This window comes from Thioclava sp. F36-7 (assembly GCF_002020075.1).
Lineage (GTDB): Bacteria > Pseudomonadota > Alphaproteobacteria > Rhodobacterales > Rhodobacteraceae > Thioclava > Thioclava sediminum.
Map to the genome: position 1 here is coordinate 361722 of NZ_MPZR01000004.1, position 16100 is coordinate 377821.

The 16100-nt window shown below is 64.1% G+C and carries 18 protein-coding genes; 5 read left to right on the forward strand and 13 right to left on the reverse strand.

Going from position 1 to position 16100, the window contains the following annotated elements:
• Positions 1-8: 8 nt before the first annotated feature.
• The 9 genes from BMI89_RS09760 to BMI89_RS09800 form a co-directional block, all read right to left on the reverse strand.
• Positions 9-1220 carry an acetyl-CoA C-acetyltransferase gene (locus tag BMI89_RS09760; protein ID WP_078570771.1) on the reverse strand — a complete coding sequence of 404 codons (1212 nt, stop codon included), beginning with the start codon at positions 1218-1220 and terminating at the stop codon, positions 9-11.
• A gap of 9 nt (positions 1221-1229) precedes the next feature.
• Positions 1230-1856, reverse strand: coding sequence for a glutathione S-transferase family protein (locus BMI89_RS09765; protein WP_078522323.1), 627 nt, complete (start codon positions 1854-1856; stop codon positions 1230-1232).
• 194 nt (positions 1857-2050) lie between these two features.
• A complete protein-coding gene (locus tag BMI89_RS09770) occupies positions 2051-2587 on the reverse strand; it encodes a hypothetical protein (RefSeq protein WP_078570772.1) in 537 nt (178 codons plus the stop codon).
• Between the two features lie 16 nt (positions 2588-2603).
• The gene (locus BMI89_RS09775; protein WP_078522325.1) at positions 2604-2816 is read right to left on the reverse strand and encodes a hypothetical protein; all 213 of its coding nucleotides are present in this window, start codon (positions 2814-2816) and stop codon (positions 2604-2606) included.
• A 115-nt stretch (positions 2817-2931) separates the two neighbouring features.
• On the reverse strand, positions 2932-3291 hold the full coding sequence (locus BMI89_RS09780) for a DUF6404 family protein (RefSeq protein WP_078570773.1): 360 nt from the start codon (positions 3289-3291) through the stop codon (positions 2932-2934).
• A 167-nt stretch (positions 3292-3458) separates the two neighbouring features.
• Complete coding sequence (locus BMI89_RS09785; protein WP_078570774.1) at positions 3459-5234, reverse strand: acyl-CoA dehydrogenase C-terminal domain-containing protein; 1776 nt, start codon at positions 5232-5234, stop codon at positions 3459-3461.
• A 29-nt stretch (positions 5235-5263) separates the two neighbouring features.
• Positions 5264-5659, reverse strand: coding sequence for a MerR family DNA-binding transcriptional regulator (locus BMI89_RS09790; protein ID WP_078522328.1), 396 nt, complete (start codon positions 5657-5659; stop codon positions 5264-5266).
• Positions 5660-5898: 239 nt separating this feature from the next.
• Positions 5899-6267 carry a MerR family DNA-binding transcriptional regulator gene (locus BMI89_RS09795; protein WP_078522329.1) on the reverse strand — a complete coding sequence of 123 codons (369 nt, stop codon included), beginning with the start codon at positions 6265-6267 and terminating at the stop codon, positions 5899-5901.
• Between the two features lie 87 nt (positions 6268-6354).
• Positions 6355-7047, reverse strand: a complete 693-nt coding sequence (locus BMI89_RS09800) for a metal-dependent hydrolase (RefSeq protein ID WP_078570775.1) — start codon at positions 7045-7047, stop codon at positions 6355-6357.
• A 180-nt stretch (positions 7048-7227) separates the two neighbouring features.
• Here BMI89_RS09800 and gatC point away from each other — a divergent pair, with 180 nt between their 5' ends.
• The 4 genes from gatC to BMI89_RS09820 are packed head-to-tail and all read left to right on the forward strand — an operon-like array spanning position 7228 to position 10412.
• Positions 7228-7515, forward strand: a complete 288-nt coding sequence (gene gatC / locus BMI89_RS09805; protein WP_078570776.1) for an Asp-tRNA(Asn)/Glu-tRNA(Gln) amidotransferase subunit GatC — start codon at positions 7228-7230, stop codon at positions 7513-7515.
• Positions 7512-8990 carry an Asp-tRNA(Asn)/Glu-tRNA(Gln) amidotransferase subunit GatA gene (gatA, locus tag BMI89_RS09810; protein ID WP_078570777.1) on the forward strand — a complete coding sequence of 493 codons (1479 nt, stop codon included), beginning with the start codon at positions 7512-7514 and terminating at the stop codon, positions 8988-8990. Before gatC ends, gatA begins: the two co-directional genes overlap by 4 nt.
• 1 nt (position 8991) lies before the next feature.
• Entirely contained in the window at positions 8992-9726 is a 735-nt protein-coding gene (locus BMI89_RS09815; protein ID WP_078570778.1) for a hypothetical protein, read from the forward strand.
• On the forward strand, positions 9723-10412 hold the full coding sequence (locus tag BMI89_RS09820) for an N-acetylmuramoyl-L-alanine amidase (protein WP_246832007.1): 690 nt from the start codon (positions 9723-9725) through the stop codon (positions 10410-10412). Before BMI89_RS09815 ends, BMI89_RS09820 begins: the two co-directional genes overlap by 4 nt.
• A 71-nt stretch (positions 10413-10483) precedes the next feature.
• Here BMI89_RS09820 and BMI89_RS09825 read toward each other — a convergent pair whose 3' ends face one another.
• A complete protein-coding gene (locus BMI89_RS09825) occupies positions 10484-12499 on the reverse strand; it encodes an NADPH-dependent 2,4-dienoyl-CoA reductase (protein ID WP_078570780.1) in 2016 nt (671 codons plus the stop codon).
• Between the two features lie 225 nt (positions 12500-12724).
• On the opposite strand from BMI89_RS09825, the gene BMI89_RS09830 reads away from it, so the two are divergent.
• Entirely contained in the window at positions 12725-13630 is a 906-nt protein-coding gene (locus BMI89_RS09830) for a LysR family transcriptional regulator (protein ID WP_078522334.1), read from the forward strand.
• A gap of 42 nt (positions 13631-13672) precedes the next feature.
• Here BMI89_RS09830 and BMI89_RS09835 read toward each other — a convergent pair whose 3' ends face one another.
• Genes BMI89_RS09835 through BMI89_RS09845 form a run of 3 tightly spaced genes read right to left on the reverse strand, consistent with a single transcriptional unit; the run spans position 13673 to position 16076 of the window.
• A complete protein-coding gene (locus tag BMI89_RS09835) occupies positions 13673-14641 on the reverse strand; it encodes an OmpA family protein (RefSeq protein WP_143593874.1) in 969 nt (322 codons plus the stop codon).
• Positions 14638-15351 carry a GNAT family N-acetyltransferase gene (locus BMI89_RS09840; RefSeq protein ID WP_078570781.1) on the reverse strand — a complete coding sequence of 238 codons (714 nt, stop codon included), beginning with the start codon at positions 15349-15351 and terminating at the stop codon, positions 14638-14640. Before BMI89_RS09840 ends, BMI89_RS09835 begins: the two co-directional genes overlap by 4 nt.
• The gene (locus tag BMI89_RS09845) at positions 15348-16076 is read right to left on the reverse strand and encodes a molybdopterin-binding protein (protein ID WP_078570782.1); all 729 of its coding nucleotides are present in this window, start codon (positions 16074-16076) and stop codon (positions 15348-15350) included. The genes BMI89_RS09840 and BMI89_RS09845 overlap by 4 nt, the downstream gene beginning before the upstream one ends.
• Positions 16077-16100: the final 24 nt, after the last annotated feature.

The window sequence follows — 16100 nt, forward strand, 5'->3', positions numbered from 1 at the left end:
TTCCTCCCTCACACGCGCTCGATGATCGTCGCGGCGCCCATGCCGGACGCAACGCAGAGCGTGGCCAGACCGGTATTCAGGTCGCGGCGTTCCAGCTCGTCCAGCAGCGTGCCGATGATGATCGCGCCGGTGGCGCCGAGCGGGTGGCCAAGCGCGATCGCGCCGCCATTGACGTTGACCTTGTCGGCATCGACCTGGAAGGCCTGCATGAAGCGCAGCACGACCGCGGCGAATGCCTCGTTCACTTCGAACAGGTCAATATCCGAGATCGACATCCCCGAGTCGGCAAGGATCTTCTCGGTCACCGGAACCGGGCCGGTCAGCATGATCGTCGGATCGGTGCCGATCTTCGCGGTGGCGCGGATGCGCGCGCGCGGCTTGAGGCCATGCGCCTCACCGAATTCCTTGTTGCCGATCAGCACGGCGGCGGCACCGTCCACGATACCCGAGGAGTTGCCCGCGTGGTGGACGTGGTTGATGTGATCGAGATGCGGGTATTTCAGCATCGCGACCTTGTCGAAGCCCGGCATCACCTCGCCCATCTCCTTGAAGGAGGGCTTGAGGCCGCCGAGGCTTTCCATGGTGGTGCCCGCCCGCGGGAATTCGTCGTGATCGAGGATGGTCAGACCGTTCTGGTCCTTCACCGGCACGATGGATTTCGCGAAACGGTTTTCCTTGATCGCCTCGGCTGCACGGCGCTGCGATTCCACGCCGAGCGCGTCGACGTCTTCGCGGCTAAAGCCGTATTCGGTCGCGATGATATCGGCCGAGATGCCCTGCGGGACGAAGTAGGTCTTCATCGCGAGCGACGGGTCCACGGCAATTGCCGCGCCGTCCGAGCCCATCGCGACGCGGCCCATCATTTCGACGCCGCCTGCGATATAGCCCTTGCCAGCGCCGCCGCGCACCTGGTTCGCGGCGAGGTTCACCGCTTCCATGCCGGATGCGCAGAAGCGGTTGATCGACAGGCCGGGGATGCGCTCGTCGAGATCCGACAGAAGCACCGCCGAGCGTGCGAGGCAGCCGCCCTGCTCCATCACCTGGGTCGCGTTGCCCCAGATCACGTCCTCGACCGCGTGGCCTTCGAGGTTGTTACGCTCGGCCACCGCGTTCAGCAGCCGCGCCGACAGCGCGACCGAGCTGACCTCGTGCAACGAGCCGTCCTTGCGGCCCTTGCCCCGCGGGGTGCGGGCTGCGTCATAGATATAGGCTTCCGTCATGGTTCCTCCTCACGCCCGGTCGGAAGGATTGCCGGGCATCAAATCATAGGGGTGTTTCCAACCGGGCAGGGCGGCGATGCCATCCAGCCAACGGTCGATATTGGGGAATTCCTTGCGGTCGAACCCGAAGGGCTCGGGGTAGTAGAGGTAGCCGCAGCAGGCGAAATCGGCCAAGCTGGGCTGGTCGCCGACGACCCAGTCGCGGCCGTCCATATGCTTTTCCAGCGTCTTGATCGCGGTCAGCACGCGGCCCTTGAGCCAGCCGATCGCCTCTTGCGGGCGCTTCTCTTCGGGCAGGAAGTTCATCAGGAAACGCAGGCCGCCTTGCTGGCCCGAGCCCTTTTGCGCGTCCCAGAACATCCAGCGCAGCATCTCGTTGCGATCCTCGGCGAGGAATTTGCCGGTCTGCTCCGCGATATGAAGCTGGATCACGCAGGATTGCGACAGAGTCAGATCGCCCTCTTTGAAGACGGGTGCTTCGGCCATTTCGTTCAGCGACTGATACTCGGCGCTGCGCGCCTCGCCGTTGAAGAAATCGACATAGACAGGCTCCCAGTCGTAGCCCGCCAGTTCCATCGTCAGCGCCGCCTTGTAGGCGTTGCCAGACTCTCCGAAGCAATAAAGTTGTGCCGCCATTCGCTGCGGTCCTCCCTGATCACGGGGCCAATCTGACCCCTAAGTGACGCGAACGTAAGCCCCTCATGAGCATTTCGCCGCAACGTCATTCCAGCACGACGTCGCGTCCAACGCGAGGGAGAGGGCGACGTTCCGTTGCGAGAGGTGAACGGACGTGAACGGAAAGCGTGGAAAAAGCGAGCGGCGCGGCGCGGTTAGCGCACCGCTTCCATCGTGCCTTTGGGGAACTCGATGCCTTCGAAATCGGGATAGACCTTGCGCAGAACCGCGATCTGCGCCGGGCTGTCGATGCGCACGAGATACCATTCCTCGCCGTCTTGCAGCGCCAGCGTGGTATTGGTCGAGCGCACCTTGCCCATATCGGGCACCTCCATCACCGTCGAGGTCGGGATCTGCGCATAGGCCCGGCCCGAAGACGTCTCTCCGGTCTTCATCGCCGCGATGTTCATCTCGAAATCGTCGATCGTCACCGAGGCCATCGCGTCGTTGATCTGCTTGCGCATGATGTCTTCGAGCTGCTCTTTCGGAACACCCGTCTGATCCGCAATTGCCTGCATCATCTTCGGCGGCACCGTGTCGAAGAAGACCGAGTAATCCTTCTCGTCCACCGCCTTGGTGAAGCCCGCGACTTCCTGCGTGACCGCGTTGCGGTCGGCGGCGTCGAAGGCAAACGCGGGCAGGGCCGAGAGGGCAAGGGGCGCGACAGCGAAAACGAGAGACAGGCGGGTCATGGATGTCCTTTCGAAATCAGGCTTTGCGCTCGCCAAGCTCGGCCTTGAACAGCCGCAGGCGGTGGTTGAGATTTTCCTCGTGGGTGACGGAGTTGAAATGCTCGAACAGGAAGGTCAGCGCCTCGTCGGGCGTGATCTCCGCCTCCTGCGCGAAGCGGTTGAGTCTGCGATAGGCGTCGTTGGTCATGGCGACGGGAAAGCGACGGGTCAGGCGCAGGCGTTTGGGCATTCAGGCTCCGGGGCAATGTAGCGCGGGAAGGCGCGTCAGGTTGCGCGCAGCTTAGGAAGAAACCTGCGCGCTGGCCAGACCGCCGGTGCCTTGGGTTCGTGCATGGGAATCGCCCCTAGAGGTCGTCCCAATCGCTCAGCCCGAGCTTGTTCTTGCGGTGGATCTGCCACAGCGCCATCAGCGCGCCAAAGGCGAGCGCCGAGATCACCAGCGTCACCAGATGCGGCGCGAAGGACATGCCCTCGGTCGCGCTCAGCAGGTGGTCCACCAGAAGCTGCGCCACAGCGAAGCCGGCTGCGAAGATCAGCAGGTTCTGCTTCCAGTCGAGATAGGGAATCGGGCGCGGCTCGAAGCCCAGCCAATGCAGCACCCGCGCGCCTACTGGCGGCCGGGTGGAGCGGAACACGCCCTGCGCCCGCAGCTCTGCGAGAGCGGCGTCGTAACGGCGGTTGGTTTCTGCATTATCGAGATACATGACGGCGGGACTCGGTGGGAATCGTCTTTGGTTGGAGATTCCGAGGGTAGACCCGCGCGGCCGCAAAACAATCGTCCGGCGCTACACTTCGCCTGACATGGCGGTGATTGAAAATTGAAACGGCGGGCCGAGGCCCGCCGTTCATTTTTTCGTTGGATCCGGTCGCCTTAGAACTGGTCGTCGGCGAGCGCCATGACCGGGTCCGCGCCGGTCTCGATCCGCGCGAGGTGCATCGCGCAGGCCGGAAGCTGACGCGCCATGTAGTAGCGACCCGTCGCGATCTTGCCTTCGTAGAAGGCGGTGTCCGAGGCGCCGTTGTCGAGCGCGGTGAAGGCGGCTTTCGCCATCCGCGTCCACATCAGGCCAAGGCAGACATGACCCATCAGGTGCATGAAGTCATAGCTGCCCGAGAGCGCTGCGTTCGGGTTCTTCATGCCGTTCTGCATGAAGAACATGCCCGCCGTCTGAAGCTGCTTGGAGGCATTCTTCAGCGCGTCGGTGAAGGGCTTCATCCGCTCGTCGTCGTCATGCGATTTGCACTCGGCTTTGACCATCTCGAAGAAGGCCATGACGTGCTTGCCGCCGTCCTGAGCGAGCTTGCGGCCCACCAGGTCGAGCGCCTGAATACCGTTCGCGCCCTCGTAGATCATCGCGATGCGCGCGTCGCGCACATGCTGCGACATCGGCCAGTCCTCGGTATAGCCGTGGCCACCGAAGACCTGCTGCGCGGAGACGGCGGTCTCGAAGCCCTTGTCGGTCAGGAAGCCCTTGATGACCGGGGTCATCAGCGAGATCAGACCTTCGGCCTCGGCGTCGTTGAGCGCATGGGAGCGGTCGATCAGATGCGCGCCCCAGAAGGTGAATGCGCGCGCGCCCTCGACGAAGCTCTTCTGATCCATCAGCATCCGGCGCACGTCCGGGTGCACGATGATCGGATCGGCGGCTTTCTCGGGCGCTTTCACGCCGGTCACGTCGCGACCCTGCGTGCGGTCCTTCGCGTAAGCCACGGCTTCCTGATAGGCAGCCTCGGCCACGGCATAGCCCTGAAGGCCCACGCCGAGACGCGCTTCGTTCATCATCGTGAACATCGCGCGCATCCCCTTGTGGAGATCGCCCAGCAGCCAGCCCTTCGCGCCGTCATAGTTCATGACGCAGGTCGCGTTGCCGTGGATGCCCATCTTCTCTTCGAGCTTGCCGACCGAGAGCGAGTTGCGCTCGCCCAGCGAACCATCCTCGTTGACGAGGAATTTCGGCACGATGAAGAGCGACACGCCCTTGGTGCCTTCGCCACCGCCCGGCGCTTTCGCCAGCACGAGGTGAATCACGTTATCCGACAGGTCGTGATCGCCCGCCGAAATGAAGATTTTCGTGCCGGTGATCGCGTAGGAGCCATCGTCCTGCGGCTCGGCCTTGGTGCGCATCAGACCCAGATCGGTGCCGCAATGGGGCTCCGTCAGGTTCATCGTGCCGGTCCAGTCGCAGGTGACCATCTTCGGCAGATAGGTCTGCTTCTGCTCATCCGTCCCGTGCGTGTGGATCGCCGAATAGGCGCCGTGGGTCAGGCCCTGATACATGTTGAAGGCCATGTTGGCCGAGACGAACATCTCGCCCACCGCGCAGTTGAGCAGATAGGGCATGCCCTGACCGCCGAACTCGGGATCGCAATCGAGCGCGGTCCAGCCACCCTCTTTCATCGCCTCGAACGCCTTGTCGAACCCTTTGGGCGTGCGGACCACGCCGTTTTCGAGCACGCAGCCTTCCTTGTCGCCCACGTCGTTCAGAGGGGCCAGCACCTCGGACGAGACCTTCCCGGCCGCATCCAGAACGGCCTCAGTGAAGTCGCGGTCCATTTCCTCGTAACCCGGCACATCCGAATTCGAGACTTTGAGCAGCTCATGCAGCACAAACTGCATGTCCTTGGTGTTGGCGATAAAGCTCGACATGGTTCGCTCCCTTTAGTCGTCTTCGCGGATCAGGCCGCGTCGTCGTGGCGCGCCTTCTCCAGTTCCTTCTCCGCCCACTCGATCTGACCGGCCAGTTCGTCGATCGCCTGACCCAGTTCCTCGCGTTGGCGCGTCATTTCCTCCAGACGTTGCTGCGCGAGCTTGATCGTCTCGTTCAGCTGCGTCTTCTGCTTGTCGCCCATCTCGTAGAGGTCCAGCAGCTGGCGGATATCCTCCAGCGAAAACCCGAAACGTTTGCCGCGCAGGATCAGTTTCAGCCGGGCGCGATCGCGTCGCGTAAACAGCCGCTTCTGTCCCTCGCGAATGGGAAACAGCAACTCCTTGCTTTCGTAGAACCGCAGGGTGCGCGGGGTCACCTCGAAGGCGTCGCACATCTCGCGGATCGTCATTACTGTGTCGGTCATACTCTCTGCCTCGCGTTTCCTTTGCGTAATGCGACGCGGCAAATCGTCTGCCTGCGGCCACATTACAAGACTTCTTTACGTTCGCGTCACCGTAACGTGGCGTCACGAATCCAATGACGTAATGTCAGGGAATTTTTACCGTACGGTAAAGCAAGTTTCTTTCTTCGAAACTCGCCATAATCGTCAAGCTCACAAGGCGCTCTCACGACCTCGCTGACGTTAAGGAATGCATTTCAGGGTCAAGAATCAAGTGTGTCCCGAACCTGATCACGCAATTGTCGGAGGTCGTCGATAGCCGCGTCCAATTCTTCACGCTGCTGCGTCAATACGTCAAGCTGCCGATCGGCAAGTTCGACCCAGACGCGGTTCTGCTCTTCCGTGCCTTGCTGATCGTAGATCATGAGCCACTGGCGCAGTTCCTCGAGCGAGAAGCCAAATCGACGCCCGCGCAGGATCAGGGTCATCCGCGCGACTTCGCGCGGACCGTAATAGCGTGAACGCCCTTCCTTCTGGGGATTGAGAAGCTCGATATACTCGTAATAGCGCAGTGTGCGCGGGGTCACGTCGAACCGCTCGCACATCTCCTTGAAGGACAATAAGTCTGACATCTATTCGGCCTCCCGATCCGGGCGAGAAGCTAGCGCGCCGGGCTGCAAGCTGCAAGCAATGCCGCCCGCGGCCCGGCGCGCTTCAGCTTAGATCTCGATCGCTTTGAGCATCTCGGGTTCGATGACATCCACCCCCGGCAAACCTTCGATGAGCGGCTGGGCCGATTGTTCCAGCGCTTCAAAAGTCTTGTAGTGGCAGGGGATGACGGTCTTGAAGTTGAAATACTTCTTCGACGCCCAGGCCGCGCGCTTCATGTCCATCGTGAAATGGCCGCCCGCGGCAAGGATGCCGATATCGGGATTATGCAGTTCGCCCATCCATTCCATGTCGGCCATGATGTCGGTGTCGCCGGTGACATAGATCGTGTGTCCCTCGGCTTCGATCATGAAGCCCGCGGGCTGGCCTGCATAGACCGGGTCGCCGCCCTTGTAATCGATCGAGGCCGAATGGGTCGCGTTGACCATCGTAACCTTCGCGCCGCCCAAATCGACCGTGCCGCCTTTGCCGAAGCCGACGGTTTCGACCCCCTCGGCGCCAAGGATGATCGACAATTCGTGAATGCAGTAGATCGGAATGCCCAGTTCCTTCGCGATCGGCACCGCATCGGAGGCGTGATCGCCATGGCCATGGGTCAGCAGAAGATGCGTCGCGCCTTCGATCGCTTCGCTGCGCTTGTCGTCCGGAAAGACCGGCGAGCCGGTCAGGAACGGGTCGAGCAGGATCACCGCATCGCCGGTTTCGATGCGGAAGCCGGAATGGCCGAGCCAAATGACTTTCATATGGGTTTCCTCCGTTAGGCACTTCGATTGTGACAGGGTGACGTATCAGCACTGTGCAGGTTCCAAGATTAGCGCGCAAATTCGCGTGTGACAGGGCAGGGGCCCGCTGATGCGGGGCGCGGCGCTTGAAAGCCCCAGTGGCTCGGGCTAAACCGCCTTCCAAGACAAGCGGAGAAGCACATGTCCATTGATATCGACACCGCCCGCAAAGTGGCGCATCTGGCCCGGATCCGGGTGCCCGAAGACCATCTGCCCGAGCTCGCGCAGGAGCTGTCCAGCATCCTGACCTTCATGGAGCAGCTGGGCGAGGTCGACGTCGAGGGCGTCGAGCCGATGACCTCCGTGACGCCGATGCGCCTCAAGCGCCGCGTCGACGAGGTGACCGATGGCGGTTATCCCGAGAAAATCCTCAAGAACGCCCCCGATGCCCGTGAGGGCTTCTTTGCCGTGCCGAAGGTGGTCGAATGAGCCTGAACAAACTGACGATTGCCGACGCGCGCGACGCGTTGAAAAAAGGCGATGTGACCGCGGTCGAACTGACCGAGTCCTGCCTGAGCGAGATCGAGGGCGCAGGCGCGCTGAACGCTTACGTGCACAAGACCCCCGAGATCGCGCTGGAGCAGGCCAAGGCCGCCGATGCGCGCATCAAGTCGGGCGACGCGCCCGCGATGTGCGGTATCCCGCTGGGCATCAAGGATCTTTTCGCCACCAAGGGCGTGGCGACGCAGGCCGCGTCGAACATCCTCGACGGTTTCAAGCCGGAATACGAATCCACCGTCACGCAGAACCTGTGGGATGCTGGCGCGGTGATGCTTGGCAAACTGTCGATGGACGAATTCGCGATGGGCTCGTCGAACGAGACCGCGTGCTACGGCCCTGCGGTGAACCCGTGGAAGATCGATGACCGGCAACTGACGCCGGGCGGCTCCTCGGGCGGTTCGGCTGCTGCTGTCGCCGCCGACCTGTGTCTTGCCGCGACCGGCACCGATACCGGCGGCTCGATCCGCCAGCCCGCCGCCTTCACCGGCATCGTCGGCATCAAGCCGACCTATGGCCGGGTCTCGCGCTGGGGCGTGGTGGCCTTCGCCTCCTCGCTCGACCAGGCGGGCCCGATGACCAAATCGGTGCGCGACGCAGCGATCATGCTGGGCACGATGTGCTCGCACGATCCGAAGGATTCGACCTCCGCCGATATTCCGGTCCCGGATTTCGAGGCGGCGCTGACCGGCGACATTCGCGGCAAGAAGATCGGTATCCCGAAGGAATACCGCATCGAGGGCATGCCTGCCGAGATCCAGAAGCTCTGGGACGACGGCATCGCGATGATGAAAGATGCGGGGGCCGAGATCGTCGATATCTCGCTGCCGCACACGAAATACGCGCTGCCCGCCTATTACGTCGTGGCCCCGGCCGAGGCGTCCTCCAACCTCGCGCGCTATGATGGCGTGCGTTATGGCCACCGCGCGAAGCTCGCGGCGGGCGAGGGCATCGTCGACATGTACGAGAAGACCCGCGCCGAAGGCTTCGGTCCCGAGGTCCAGCGTCGCGTGATGATCGGCACCTATGTGCTGTCGGCAGGCTTCTACGACGCCTATTACAACCGCGCCCGCAAGGTCCGCGCGTTGATCAAGCGCGACTTCGAGGAAGTTTTCGCACAGGGCATCGACTCGATCCTGACGCCCGCCACCCCGTCGGCCGCTTTCGGGCTGGGCGAGATGGACGGCGCCGATCCGGTCGAGATGTATATGCAGGACGTGTTCACCGTGACGGTGAACCTTGCGGGCCTTCCCGGCGTTTCGGTGCCGTGCGGGCTGGACAGCAAGGGTCTTCCGCTTGGGCTGCAACTCATCGGGCGGCCCTGGGAAGAGGGCGATCTGCTGAATCACGCCCATGTCCTCGAACAGGCCGCAGGCTTCTCGGCCAAACCGGAGAAATGGTGGTAACATGAAACAGGCTCTCGCGATCCTCGGCGGCGTTCTGGCCCTCTCGGGCTGTATCTCTTCGATCCCCGACAGTGGCCCCGAGGCCCGTCGCGAGGCCGAACTGCGCGGCCAGCCCATCGTGCCGCCTTCGGCGCAGAGCGTCCTGCCGACCGAAAACGGTTCGACCAACCCCGACGCGCCCGGCGCACCGCTGAACGCGACCGGCACCGCGATGCCGGGCACGACCAATGCGCTCTCTGCGCCGACGATCGACGCAGGCGGCACCATCGGCGACGACCCGTCGACGTCTGCCTCCAGCTCGAATGGTGGCGACAATAGCGGCGCTGCGATCGGGGCTGATGCGATGGCCGCGCTGCAGCAGACCGACGCGTCGAACAGCACCGCCGGGTCGAGCACCACGGCCAGCTCGCCGGGCTTCGACACCACCGCGTCGAGCAGCCTCGCCACCGCGCCGGTCACGCAGAATACGATCAGCAATCAGGACAGCTCGGGTCCGAACCTTGCCGCCTATGCGCTGTCGGTGTCGAACCGGCCGGGCGATTCCGTCTACAAGCGGTCGGGCATCAAGCTGACCTCGTCGAGCAAGGCCTGCGCGAAATACGTCTCGGCCGATCAGGCGCAGCGCGCCTTCCTCTCGGCAGGCGGTCCGCAGAAAGACCGGCTGAACCTCGATCCCGATGGCGACGGGTTCGCCTGCGGTTGGGATCCGACGCCGTTCCAGCAAGCGCGTCAGTGAGCGCCGACTGGCCCTCGCCCAATTACGGCCCGCGCCGCGATGGGGCGGTGCCGGAGCTTATCATCATCCATTACACCGCGATGTGGTCCTGCGAGGCCGCGCGCACGCGCCTATGCCTGCCCGAGGCGGAGGTCTCCGCGCATTGGTTGATCGGGCGTGACGGGTCGGTCGAGCAACTCGTGCCCGAAGAGATGCGCGCCTGGCACGCGGGTTTGGGAAGCTGGCAGGGTCTGAGCGATGTGAATTCGCGCTCCATCGGGATCGAGTTGGACAATGAAGGCGACCGTCCGTTTCCCGAGCCGCTGATGGCCGCGCTGGAAGAGCTGCTGCCGCAGATCATGCGCCGCTGGGCAATCGCGCCGGAAAACGTCATCGGCCATTCGGATTTCGCGCCCGAGCGCAAGATCGATCCCGGGCCGCGTTTCGATTGGCAGCGCCTCGCGCGGCAGGGCCTGGCGATCTGGCCTGAGCGTGGGGCACAGGCTCCTGCGGTCGATCCCGAGAGCTTCCTCGCGCTGGCCTCGAGCCTTGGCTATCCGGAAGCGCCGCTCGCGACGATCCTGCCCGCCTTCCGCCTTCGCTTCCGCCCGCGCCATGAGGGGCCGCTGGATGCGGTCGATATGGCGCTGGTCGCCGATCTGGCCATGCGCGTCGGCGCAGACGGCGGGGCGTGGCGATCGAGTTGAGGTCGGGGAGGGGGCTCTACCCCCACTCCCTCCGGGAGCCCCCCGGGATATTTTTGCCAAGAGGAAGAGGCTCAGAGGCTGGCGGCGAGCCGGGTGCCCTGATCGATGGCGCGTTTCGCGTCGAGTTCCGCCGCCACATCCGCGCCGCCGATCACATGCGGGGTGCGGCCCGACGCGATCAACGCATCGGCCAGCGAGCGGTCCGAGAGCTGACCTGCGCAGAGCACGACCGTATCGGCCTCGATCAGCGTCGGGGTCTCGCGCGCCTCGCCGAAACTGACATGCAGCCCCTCGGCGGTGATCTTCTCGTAGTTCACGCCGCCGATCATTTTCACGTCCTTCATATGCAGCGCCGCGCGGTGAACCCAGCCCGTGGTTTTGCCGAGGCGGCGGCCGAGCTTTTCCTTCTTGCGCTGCAGCAGCGTCACTTCGCGGGCGGGAGCCTCGGGCTCGGGCTCGGTCAGCCCTCCCGGTGTCTGCGCCGGATCGCCGACGCCCCATTCGCGCTTCCATTCTTCCAGATCGAGGGTCGGGCTTTCGGTCACCGTCAGGAATTCGGCCACGTCGAAACCGATGCCGCCCGCGCCGATCACCGCGACGCGCTTACCGGCGGTGACGCGGCCCTTGAGGATGTCGATATAGCTGACGACCTGCCCGCCCTCGGTCGGGATTTCCGGGTCGCGCGGCTGCACGCCGGTTGCGATGATGATCTCGTCGAAGGGGGCGAGCAATTCGGGCGTGGCGTCGGTCTCCAGCTTTACCGTCACGCCGGTCTTCTCGATCATGGTCTTGAACCAGTCGGTGAGCCCGTGGAATTCCTCCTTGCCGGGGATCGCGCGTGCCATGGTCAGCTGCCCGCCGAGTTCCGAGGCTCGATCGAACAGGGTCACCGCGTGGCCGCGCGTGGCCGCGGTGATCGCTGCAGACAGGCCCGCCGGACCCGCGCCGACGACGGCAATCGATTTCGATGCCTCGGTCTTGGTGATGACGATCTCGGTCTCATGGGCGGCGCGCGGATTCACGAGACAGCTCGAGACCTTGCCTTGGAACGTGTGGTCCAGGCAGGCTTGGTTACAGGCGATGCAGGGCGCAATTTCTGCGGCGCGGCCCTCTTTCGCCTTCACCACGAAATCCGCATCCGCGAGGAAGGGGCGTGCCATCGACACCATGTCGGCGCAGCCGTCGCCAAGCACCTCTTCGGCGACTTCAGGCGTGTTGATGCGATTGGACGTGATCACCGGGATCGAGACCTCGGGCTTGAGCCGACCGGTGAGCCAGGTGAAGGCCGCGCGCGGCACCGACGTCACGATGGTCGGCACCCGCGCCTCGTGCCAGCCGATGCCGGTGTTGAGCATCGTTGCGCCCGCCGCCTCGACGGCCTTGGCGAGCGTGACGACCTCTTCCCAGGTCGAGCCATCGGGGATCAGGTCGATCAGCGAGATGCGGAAGATCACGATGAAGTCGGGGCCGACCGCTTCGCGCACGCGCTTGACCACTTCGACGGGAAGGCGCATCTGGTTTTCGAACGAGCCGCCCCAACCGTCTTCGCGCTTGTTGGTGTGGCGCACAAGGAACTGGTTGAGGAAATAGCCCTCGGATCCCATCACCTCGACGCCGTCATACCCCGCCTCGCGGGCGCGCGCGGCGGCGGTGGCAATGTCGGCAATCTGCTTCTCGATCCCGGCTTCATCGAGTTCTTTCGGCGGGAAAGGCGAGATCGGGGATTTGATGGCAGAGGGAGCCACGCAATCGGGACCATAGGCGTAGCGGCCCGCATGAAGAATCTGCATTGCGATCCGGCCGCCCGCTTCGTGGACGCGGTCGGTGATGATCTTGTGATGCGCGATGTCCTCGGGGGTGAACAGGCCCGCCGCGCCGGGAAAGACGCCGCCTTCATTATTGGGGGCCATGCCGCCCGTCACCATCAGCGCGACACCGCCGCGCGCGCGCTCGGCATAGAACTCGGCCACCGCATTCCAGTCGCCGCGCTCTTCGAGATTGGTGTGCATCGAGCCCATCAGCACGCGGTTCGGCAGCGTCACATGGCCCAGATCGAGCGGCGTGAAGATATGCGGATATTGGCTCATGTAACCCTCCCTGATTTGGCCCGCACTCTGCGGCGCAAGGCCAAGCTTGTCACGTCGAACGCGGCGTCAGAGCGAAAGCGCCACCGTTTCGCAGGGTTCACCAACCTGCGGGATTCTCTCCCATTGTTACCCTCGTATTGTCGCCGCGAAGTCTAAATTGCGCCCGATTTCGTGCCGATAAGCGGAAAATAAGAAACAGAAATTACAAGCCGAAGGGTGTTTGGGATGGATCGCCTGACTGAAATGGAAGCCTTTGCCACCGTTGTGGACCAAGGGGGCTTCACCGATGCGGCCAAGAAGATGGGCATCTCCAAATCGGCTGTGTCGAAACACGTCTCGGCGTTGGAGGCGCGCCTCGGCGCACGCCTTCTGAATCGCACCACGCGTCGCGTTTCGCCGACGGAAATCGGGCTGGCCTATTACGACCGCGCGCGCCGTGTTCTCAACGATGCGGGCGAGGCCGATGCGCTGGTCACGTCGATGCAGACGGCGCCCTCGGGGCTGCTGCGCATCTCGGTCGCCACCGATTTCGGTGTGAATCTTCTCTCGCCCGTTCTGGGCGAATTCCTGCAGGAATTTCCCGAAATCACCGTGAATATGGTGCTGAACAACCGCTATGTGGAACTCATCTCCGAAGGGTTCGACATGGCGATCCGCGTCGGCGAACTGGAGGATTCGAGCCTGCGCGCGCGCAAGCTGACCGAGACCTCGCGCCGGATGATCGCCTCGCCGGATTACTTCGAGAAATTCGGTCGCCCCGAGCGGATCGACGATCTCAACGACCACAAGCTGCTGCATTATTCCAACCAGTCGGCGGGCAATGTCTGGAAGCTGACCGCGCCTTCGGGCGAGCGGCGTCAGGTCCGCTCGGCGGGCTGGCTGACGGTCAATGACGGCCAGTCACTGCTGCATGCCGCGACGGCCGGTCTCGGGATCGCGTATCTGCCCTCGTTCCTTTACGCCGATGCGATGCGCGAAGGCCTCGTGGAAGAGGCGATGCCCGATCTGCCGATGGAGACGCTGGGCATCTACGCGATCTATCCGCCGGGCCGTTTCACCCAGCCGAAAGTGCGCGCCTTCATAGATTTCCTCGCCAAGACCTTCGCCGAGAAGGGCCCCGACAACTGGTGAGACCGAACTCCCTCCCGCGACGGGCCATTCCGCCGGCTGGCGCTAACTCCGGGTCGAGGTGAGAACCGCTTCGACCCGTCTGTTTTTCTCGCGGCCCTCTTTGGTCAGATTGCTTGCGCGCGGGGCAAGGAAACCCGCCCCCTCGGCGCTGACCTGCGACGCCGCCACCCCGTAATCGCCGATCAGCTTCTGCCGTGCCGATTGCGCGCGTTTCTTCGACAGCGCGATATTGGCTGCAAGCGAGCCCACCGCATCGGTATGCCCCACCAGCATCACCTGAAAATCGGGATTGGCCTTGAGGAACTCGGCCAGTGCCTGCAGCGAGGCGAAATCACCAGAACCGAGCGCAGAGGCGCCGGAGGGGAAGTCGAGATCGTCGAGCGCGACCGAGCCCTGCGCCTCAAGCGTTTGCGCAAGCGCGGAGGGGGCGACGGCCGGCGCATCGGCGCGCGGCAAAATCGGCGCGGTTTGCGGCGGGGCGAGCGGATCGTCGGGCTGAGCAGGCGTGACGTCCTGCACCCGCATCTCGGTTACCTGAATGAAGCCCGACTCGGACGAGCGCGACACGGTAATTCCGAAGTAATCCGACCCTTTGCGCGCCGCGATATAGCGGAAGTCGCCCAGATCGACATGCATCGCGGGCTCTGACAGCAGGTCGAGCGCGTAGCGGAAATCAAAGCCGCCGCAGGCCTGCGTGTCGCATTCATAGAGGATGTCGTAGCCCGCCTGTTCGAGCTGGTCGCGCAGGGGCGCGAGGATTTGCAGTGTCGTGTTCTGATTGGCCCGCAACTGATAGGCAGTGTCGGAGCGCGCGCCTTCCAGATCGCGGGTCTCGAGCTGACCGTCCTGCCACGGCCCGACGGCCAACTGGTAGCTGGTGGCGGGGCTTGTTTCCTGCGCGGATTGGGTGGCGCCTGCGGGCAGTTGCAGATCCGCCGAAGCGGCCAGCGCCGCGTGGGACAGGGTGACGGCCAGAAGACCGGCCAGCAGGAGGGTCGCCCGGCGAGTCATGCCACCTCCGGCGCGCGGCGATAGTGATATTGCGCGCGCACTTCCATGCCGAAGCTTTCCGCGAGCGTGTTCGAGGCGTCATTGGCGAGCGTCGTGATCATCTCGAACCGCTCCGCTCCGGCCTCGGCGGCCCAGCGAGCGCCCTCATGGATCATCTCGCGCGCGAGGCTCATCCGGCGGTATTTTGGTGCGACGGCGAGCGCATGGAGCATCGCGGCCCCTTCATAGACAGCGATATAGGCAACGCCTGCGGCCCGGTCTTCCTTCCGGCCCAGAACGCAGGTTTTCGGCACCTCGGCGCGATCCATGATCGCCTGCCGCTCGGGTCCGACATCAAGCTCGGTCCAGAGGTCGCGGGCGATCTGCAGCGGCGGCCAATGGGCGAAAGCGGTCACGGGCGGCACCTCGCCCTGCATCGCTGCGATCGGAGCCGACCAGATCCGCACCGGGTCATAGGATTCGTAGCCGCGCGCCTCCAGGACCGCATCCAGGGCCTCGTCTCCCGCGCGGATCATGAAGCGCGGACGCTGGCCCAAGGCGCGATGCGCGGCTTCGGCGGCCGGAATGTCGGCCTGCTCGAGCGGCACTTCCAGCGTCGCGCAGCTGACGCGCGAGCCGCCGCCTTGCCCGTCGCGGATCAGAAACCCGCCCGCGCGGCGATATTCGGCTGCGGGCCAAGTCGCGTCGATGATCGCATAGGCGTCGATCATGTGCCCTCCGGGAAGGCGGTTTTCAGCTCGGCGAAGCCCGCGTCGACCTGAACGGGATCGGTCCCGCGCAGCACGAGATTGGTGCCGTAGCGGCCCTCCTGCACGAAGGGGTAGGAGCCGATCGAGAGGTCGGGATAGCGGCCTGCCAGCGCGCGCAGATCGTCGGCCACCGAGGATTCCGCGCGCAGCACCTGCAGGCTGCGCGAGATCATCGGCGCGCCGCCGGTGAGTTTCGGCAAGAGCCCTTCGACCATCGCCTGAAAGATGTTCGGCACGCCCGCCATCACATGGACATTGCCCAGCGAGAAGCCCGGCGCGGCGGAGATCGGGTTCTCGATCAACACCGCCCCGTCGGGGATCCGCGCCATGCGCAGCCGCGCGGCGGTGAACTCGGTGTCGCGGGCGGCATAATGCGCGGCAAGGATCGCCTTGGCATCCTCGCGCACGTCGAGCTTGGCCCCCATTGCCTCTGCCACCGCATCGGCGGTGATGTCGTCATGGGTCGGGCCGATTCCGCCGCTCGTAAAAAGGTGATTATGGGCTGCCGAGAGCTCCCGTACCGCGGCCACGATCACGTCATTGTCGTCCGGCACCACGCGGATTTCGCGGCAGGTGATTCCGCGCTCGACCAGCTGTCCGGCCAGATAATGCGCGTTTCCCTCGCGGGTGCGCCCCGAGAGGATTTCATCGCCGATGATCAGGATCGCTGCGGTGGGATTTGGCATCTGTGAGGCTCCTTTCGACTTGGT